This window comes from Amnibacterium setariae (assembly GCF_003581425.1).
In the GTDB taxonomy this organism is placed as follows: domain Bacteria; phylum Actinomycetota; class Actinomycetes; order Actinomycetales; family Microbacteriaceae; genus Amnibacterium; species Amnibacterium setariae.
Genome location: NZ_QXTG01000003.1, coordinates 330251 through 336731 on the forward strand (window position 1 = coordinate 330251; position 6481 = coordinate 336731).

Sequence of the window (6481 nt, forward strand, 5' to 3'; positions counted from 1 at the left end):
GGTCAGGCGAGAAACTCCTCGGGGTCGAACTCGCCGATCGGGATGACGCGGATGCGGGGGAGGCGCTGGTTGAACGCGTGCACGTCGTACTCGAGGTCGTAGGTCCGCACCCCGAGCTCGGCGTAGACGCCGCTCATCATCTCGGGGAAGCCGAGCATCGCGACCTCGCGGTCGCCGCCGAGCAGCTGCTCGACCTGGGGCGCGAAGTCGCGGTCGTGCGACCCGACGATCACGTCGTCGTCGCGGTCCGCGAGCGCCTCCAGGGTGCGCTGGATGCCGACGTCGACCACCTTCTCGTGCCCCGTCCCCGCCAGCAGCACGGCGCGGAAGCCGGCGTTCTGGATGGCGGCGACGAACGGCCACGGGGTGTTGCCGGAGGTGGCGTTGATGAAGAACAGCCCCACCGCCTCCTGGCCGCGGAGGCCGCGGGCGAACTCGAGCACGCGCTCCCAGCGCGGTCGGTCGGCGGGGCGCGGCGCCCGCTGCAGGATCGACGTGCCGAGGGTCGTGTCGAGGTTCTCCCCGTCGATGAGCACCGTGATGCGTTCCGCCACGGGAGCAGCGTCCCGCATGCGCGCTGAGAACGCCTGACACCGCTCCCCAGGGGCGGTCCGGAATGGCTCTCCGGTGCTCGAGAGACCCGACATGACCAGAGCATGAAAAGGTCTGGTGCTCCTGGTTGACGGCGCGCTACTGTTCAGCGCCCTCATCACCCGGATCGGGGCGCCTCCCTGCTACCCGACAGGAACCCATCACCCATGCCCAAGCTCCTCCCCGCGCTCATGGCCGGCGTCGCCGCCGTCACGCTCGCCTTCACCCCGGCGCTCGCCGCCTCCGCCGCACCCGCCCATCACGCCGCGAAGGCGTCGAAGCACTACACGCTCTCGGTCACCGGCAACGGCAAGCACGCGTCGGTCGTCTACCTGAACCTCAAGCTCAAGGACCTCGACGGCTCGTCGCTGCCGTCGGTCCACACGATCGCGAAGGCGAAGGAGCCCTGGACGAAGAAGGTCGCTGCCGGTGCCGACCTCTACGAGCTCGCGGCCGTGCAGACGACCGGCTCGAAGCTCCACTGCTCGATCAAGAACACGCACGGCAAGGTCGTCGCCGAGTCGACCTCGTACGGCAAGGGCTCGATCGTGACCTGCATCGTGGCGAAGGGCGACCTGCTCACGGGCGCCGGCGGCCTCGCGGGCCTCGGCGGCGGCGCGGGCACCGGCACCGGCACCGGCTCGGGCTCGGGCTCGTACGGCGGCAGCCTCGTCCTGCCGATCCGCTGATCGACGTCGGCCGGACGGTGCTGCGGCATCGCCCGGCCGCTGTCACCAGGACGGGGAGTCGTGCCGGCGGCTCGCAGGGTGTTCGCTACGCACACCACTTCCCGAGCCGTCGACGGAGACGGCCTCTTCAGAGAGGTTCAAGGATGAACCGACCCCACCCGCTCCGGCACCGACTGGACCGCATGCTGCAGTCCGCGCTCGAGGAGCCGCTCGCCACTGACGTCCCCGCTCGGGGCCGCTTCGAGCGACTTCTGAAGCGCATCGACGAGAACCTCGTCGAGCTCTGACCCGCACGTCGCTGGTCGAGGTGCGAGCGCCGCCTGCTCCGCTGGTCGAGGTGCGAGCGCAGCGAGCCTCGAGACCACCGCGCCGAATCTCCCGGCGTGTCGCACCGTCCCCCGAACGGGGGCCACGGTCAGGATCATGACGTCCCCCTCGTCGAAGGAGCCGTCGTGTCCAAGCCGATCAGCGTCGTCCGCAACTGGGCCGTCGAGCAGGTCACGGCCATCGTCAGCGTCTGCCGCCCTCTGCACCTTCCGGCGAACGTCCGTCGCTGACTCCCTAAGTGCGAGGCGGCGTTTCGTCGCCGCTGCACGGAGGTGTAGGGCCGTCGGGCCGGCGCCCTAGGCCGCGCAGCGCCATCCCCAAGGACGAGCGCAGTCGACGCGGCCGGACTTCGTCAGGCGGAGCGATCCCTCACCGTCCGGCCCGCCTGCTCGCGGAGCTCGGACACCTCGGGCGTCACGCCGCCACGTCGACGTCGCTGTCGACCGGTGGCGAGGCTGACTCGCGGGCTCAGACCAGCGTCTTCTCGCGGACCGGCGCCGGCCGGAGGGAGGCGGCCGGGAGCGACGGGAGCACCGCGCTCTCCGTCCGGGTCCGCTCCGGGGAGGAGTACTCGCGGTAGGCGTCGGAGACCTTCCGACCCGCGCTCCGGGCGAGCCGGTGGAAGGGCGCCTCGACGAACCGCGTGAACAGCGCGGCGACGGCGAACGCGACCGGGAGCGCGATCGCGATGGACGCCCAGGTCGGCGCCTCCACCCGCATAAGCAGGAAGCGCATGGTCACGACGATCGGCTCGTGCACGAGGTAGAGGCTGAAGGAGATGTGGCCGAGCCACTGCAGCACCCGCGACTCGAGGACTCGGACCGCGGGCCGCCAGAACGCGCCGGCGAGTAGCAGCAGCACGATGCCCGGGACCGGCGTCCAGCGCAGCAGGGTCGCGCGGTGGAAGGACAGCCCGAGACCCTGCAGCCACCACGTCGAGCTCGCAACGACGAGGCCGAGCACGACGAGCGCCGGCCAGGCCCAGGTGCCGCGCGACACCCGACGCGCCATCGCGGCGACGCGGTCCCACTGGGCGACGAGCAGCGCGCCGATCGCGAAGAGCGGCAGGTAGAACATCGCCTTCGCGGTGAAGAATGCGCCGACCATGGTGAGCGCCGCGATCACGGCGGACGCGACGAAGGGGCGGCGACGTCCGAGGACCGCGATGCCGATGAACAGGGGGAGGAAGGCGGAGAACAGCAGCTCCCACTGCAGCGACCAGAGCGGGCTCACCAGCCCTGAGCTGCCCTCGACCAGACCGAGATCGGTCAGCACGTCGCTCGGCTTCACGGTGTTCGGCCGGCGGTTCATCCATTCGCCGAGCTGGTGGCCGTTCACGTGCGGCACGAGCAGCATGAGCGCGACGCCGAAGGCGAGGGCGACCGCTGCCGGCCCGGCGATGCGCACGACCCGGCGCGGGTAGAAGGCGATCCAGTCGAACCCGGGGCGGCGCAGGACGGGCAGCGCGACCACGAGCCCGCTCAGCACGAAGAACAGGACCACCGCCTCCGGGCCGGCCCAGGCGAGATGCAGCGGCGAGTACGTGATCCACCACGCGACCGACCCCTTCGGAACGGGCGGCTGGTGCTCGTAGTACGCCCGCGCGAGCACCGGAACGGTCAGCAGGGCGTGATGCAGCAGGACGACGACCGCCGCGACGCCGCGGAGCCCGTCGAGCGATCGGAGGCGGTCCAGCAGTTGCGGCGCGTCAGCGGAGCCGCGCGCGAGCGAGGTCGAGGAGCGCGCGAGCGGCATGGTGCGACTTCAGCAGACGATGCGTGCTTCGTCGGGATGCGGCGCGCGTGTCCCTCGTCAGAGGGGCCCAGGACGAGCTGAAGCGTGACGCGCCCGGCACCACCGACGCACACTGAGGGGCATGGATCTGGCCTTCGCCTGGGTCGCCGTCGGTGTGATCCCGGTCGTGCTCGCGACATCGGTGGTGATGGCCGTGCTGCTGGCTCGAACCGGCCTCGACGACTGATGACCGGTCGTCACGCGACGAGTCCGACTCCGACCTCGCGTGAGCGCCCGCCTCCAGCCATGCACGTGCAGGCTCGTTGCCGCGGGAGGTGAGCCGGCGATCACGCCGGGACCGACGAGAAGTGGGAGGCGGTCAGCCGTTCCTTCCGTAGGGTGGACTTCGCCGACTGGCGGTGGATGTCGGATCCTGCCCCCTCGTACGCGTCACACTTCGCTCTGATGGTGTTCCCCTTCAGCAGATCGCGGAGACCGAGGCGTGCACCTGCTGCGCAGGGTCGCCGAGCTCGGTGGAGGCGAACACTCGGCTGGTGCGGGCGACGAGCACGATCGTCTCGGGCCAGTCCATGCTCCCGGCGGTGCTCCAGACCGGCACCGCCGCCACGGCGCCCTGCTTCGAGATGCCCGTCTGCTGTGCGAGGCAGGGATCGGTGATGCTGCCGTCGTCGTTGAGGCCTCCTCACTGCACGAGGCTCGCCATGCCCCGCGTTCCGTGGTCCGCGACCCGGTCGTGCGGTCGCCCGGCGCGGTGCGTGCGCATCGCAGGGATCCGCATCGGGTACGGGTCGAACGGGCGGAGGCGTGCGTTGAGCCCCTGGGTGAAGCGGCGGACCGTCGCGGTCAGCGCTCGGTCGTCCTTGCAGAATCGTGGACGCGGAACTTCGAGCCCAGCGCCGCGCCGCGCCGCCGAAGTCGCACATCGCGTCGTACCTGCGGCAGTAGGTCAACGACACCGGAGGCGCTGCTCCAGCCGGCCGCGATGCCGCGCAAGTAGTGGCTCCTGCTCAGCGGACGGCGGTGGACGACCTCGCTGACGACCACGGCGACCTCCCCTGCGGGATACGAGAACCAGACCTGTCGGACGCCGAGGGCGCGGGTCGAGACGAGGGACGCCTTCACCGCGTCCCGGACGCGCTGCGTCATCGCCCCGAAGGTCTGCGTCCTGTGATTCGCGTCGTACTCGTCCGAGCCGTGCATGCCGCTCAGGAGGAGCTCACCGCTCGGCGGCACCGTAGGGCCGATCGCCGAGCCGCAACAGCCGGGCTTCCTCGGGCACCCGAGGGCCCGCGCACTTTCAGGGCAGCCGTGCCCGGGAAAGCGGGGCTGTGCACGGTGCGCCCCGTACTCGTACCGTGCGGGGAGGTCGAGTCGCAGCCGGGCTCTCGACGGAGCGAGGAGCGCCATGCAGCAGCACGAGACCGAACGAGCCGGACGTCGCCGTTCCCTCGAGGGTCGCCGGCGCCGACTGCTCGCGCTGTGCGGTGCGCTCGCCGTCGGTGCGATCGTGTCGGCGGCCGTCTCCGGACCCGCGTCGGCGATTCCCACCGCTCCCGCGAAGGTCAGGACGGTGGACCGCTCGAAGTACCTGGTGTACGAGCAGGAGCCCGCGTACGCGACCTACGCGTTCTCGTCGCCGAGCGGCGGGATCCGGTGCACGATCTCCCAGTTCGAGGACAGCAGCCCGTGGGGCTGCTACGTCCTCAAGCACCGGTGGCGCGATCCGAAGCTGCCGCTGTACTGGGGCGACACCTGCGCCACGAGCGGCCGCCTGAAGGGGGCGGTGTACGCGATGGGCTACGACAGCGGGTTCACCAGGCTCTGCAAGGGCGTGCTGCCCGGGATCACGAAGAAGAGTCGCGTCCTCCCGAGGAACACCCGGATCACGTTCAACGGGATCACCTGCACCTCGACGAGGTGGAAGAAGCGGGAGGCCATCCGGTGCTCGGCGCCGAAGAAGGTCGGTTTCACCGTCTCCCGCACCCGCCTCGCGCTCGCGCAGCCGAAGCGCTGACGGTCGGGGTGGACGTCCTCCCTGTGCGTGCCGGCCGGAGGATGCAGCCTGCCAGAGGTCCGGCGGAATCCCGCTGAGGCGTCCGGGAGGGATGAGCGGCCACCGTCGCGGACCACGATCACACCGGCTCGAGCTGCGAACAGCGGTGCTGCTCACGCTGCGGAGGAGCAGGTGTCGACCGCCAGGACCTGCGGAGCGCTGCTTCGCTCTTCGACCTCGTCTCGCATGGTCGGGCTACGAGGTGAATTGCGGCTCGTTGACGACGTCCGAACCTGCCAATAGCGTGACTCGATCGCGCAACCCGAGCGCCGAACGACACGGACGGATCCGGATGACTCGAGCGACGCCACATGACGCTGGTCCCGAGGAGGCGCCCGCGGGTGCTGGCCACGAACGGCTTCACCCTGTGCTGAACCTCCGTCGGCCCTTCACGGGCACGATCCCGGACTCGTCTGTGACGTCAGTCCGAAAGGTCGCACGGCTCGACGGTCGTACGCGTGTCGTCGCTGTCCGGCAGCCCGGCGGTCGATGGTGGCGACTGCGGCATCGGATGCGGTTCACGCGCCAGCACGTACGCGAGCTGCGCGAGGCGGGCTTGTCGGAGGTGGTCCTCGAGCGCGGTCTGCGACGGGCGTCGTTCCCGCTCGCGTGGCTGCCGAACCGCTCCGACTGACACGAGCTCGACTCTGCGCGCTGACGCTCCTGACGGCGCAGCGTTCAGTGCTGCGCGAGACCTCGCTCCGTCCGTCGATGGGATGCAGATCGCGTGCCGGTCGATCTGACGTCACCAGGCTGAGGCGGTGGATGTGGCGGGTGCCCGGGCCGTTCGACAACCGCTCAGAAGGTCTGCGGAGCCCGGCAACCCTTGATGGGGGACATGCGCATCCGCGATCCGGATGGCAGAGTGAAGGGCCCGTCTGCCACCTGCGCGCACGGACTACCCATCCCCATTCACCTCCTCGGAGTTCCTGTGCCGTTCAAGAAGGTCGCGTTCATCACTGGGATCACGGGTCAGGACGGTTCGTATCTGGCGGAGTTGCTGCTGTCGAAGGGGTACGAGGTCCACGGCCTGATCCGTCGTGCGTCGACGTTCAACACGGCGCGG

The 6481-nt window shown here is 70.4% G+C and carries 8 protein-coding genes; 4 read left to right on the plus strand and 4 right to left on the minus strand.

Annotated features, from left to right (window positions below; translation table 11 throughout):
* Positions 1 to 2: 2 nt before the first annotated feature.
* On the minus strand, positions 3 to 554 hold the full coding sequence (locus D1781_RS17180; protein WP_233551514.1) for an NYN domain-containing protein: 552 nt from the start codon (positions 552 to 554) through the stop codon (positions 3 to 5).
* Between the two features lie 204 nt (positions 555 to 758).
* Here D1781_RS17180 and D1781_RS17185 point away from each other — a divergent pair, with 204 nt between their 5' ends.
* A complete protein-coding gene (locus tag D1781_RS17185) occupies positions 759 to 1280 on the plus strand; it encodes a hypothetical protein (RefSeq protein ID WP_119483724.1) in 522 nt (173 codons plus the stop codon).
* A 143-nt stretch (positions 1281 to 1423) separates the two neighbouring features.
* Complete coding sequence (locus tag D1781_RS17700; protein ID WP_158590160.1) at positions 1424 to 1567, plus strand: hypothetical protein; 144 nt, start codon at positions 1424 to 1426, stop codon at positions 1565 to 1567.
* Between the two features lie 508 nt (positions 1568 to 2075).
* Here D1781_RS17700 and D1781_RS17190 read toward each other — a convergent pair.
* From D1781_RS17190 to D1781_RS17195, 3 genes are all read right to left on the minus strand, one after another.
* A complete protein-coding gene (locus tag D1781_RS17190; protein WP_119483725.1) occupies positions 2076 to 3362 on the minus strand; it encodes an acyltransferase family protein in 1287 nt (428 codons plus the stop codon).
* Positions 3363 to 3819: 457 nt separating this feature from the next.
* Complete coding sequence (locus D1781_RS17705) at positions 3820 to 3969, minus strand: hypothetical protein (protein WP_158590161.1); 150 nt, start codon at positions 3967 to 3969, stop codon at positions 3820 to 3822.
* A gap of 236 nt (positions 3970 to 4205) precedes the next feature.
* Positions 4206 to 4508 carry a hypothetical protein gene (locus tag D1781_RS17195; RefSeq protein WP_147392144.1) on the minus strand — a complete coding sequence of 101 codons (303 nt, stop codon included), beginning with the start codon at positions 4506 to 4508 and terminating at the stop codon, positions 4206 to 4208.
* A gap of 424 nt (positions 4509 to 4932) precedes the next feature.
* Between D1781_RS17195 and D1781_RS17200 the strand changes: the two genes are divergently transcribed.
* Positions 4933 to 5376: a hypothetical protein gene (locus D1781_RS17200; RefSeq protein WP_147392145.1), complete on the plus strand. Its 444-nt coding sequence runs from the start codon at positions 4933 to 4935 to the stop codon at positions 5374 to 5376.
* Between the two features lie 970 nt (positions 5377 to 6346).
* Positions 6347 to 6481, plus strand: a 135-nt coding sequence (locus D1781_RS17205; protein ID WP_119483728.1) for a GDP-mannose 4,6-dehydratase, incomplete at its 3' end; no start/stop codon positions are given.

What these genes read in the sequence shown, in the direction of transcription:
- D1781_RS17185 (WP_119483724.1), top strand. Translation starts at nt 759, where the DNA reads ATGCCCAAGCTCCTCCCCGCGCTCATGGCCGGCGTCGCCGCCGTCACG.
- D1781_RS17700 (WP_158590160.1), top strand. Translation starts at nt 1,424, where the DNA reads ATGAACCGACCCCACCCGCTCCGGCACCGACTGGACCGCATGCTGCAG.
- D1781_RS17190 (WP_119483725.1), bottom strand. Translation starts at nt 3,362, where the DNA reads ATGCCGCTCGCGCGCTCCTCGACCTCGCTCGCGCGCGGCTCCGCTGAC.
- D1781_RS17195 (WP_147392144.1), bottom strand. Translation starts at nt 4,508, where the DNA reads ATGACGCAGCGCGTCCGGGACGCGGTGAAGGCGTCCCTCGTCTCGACC.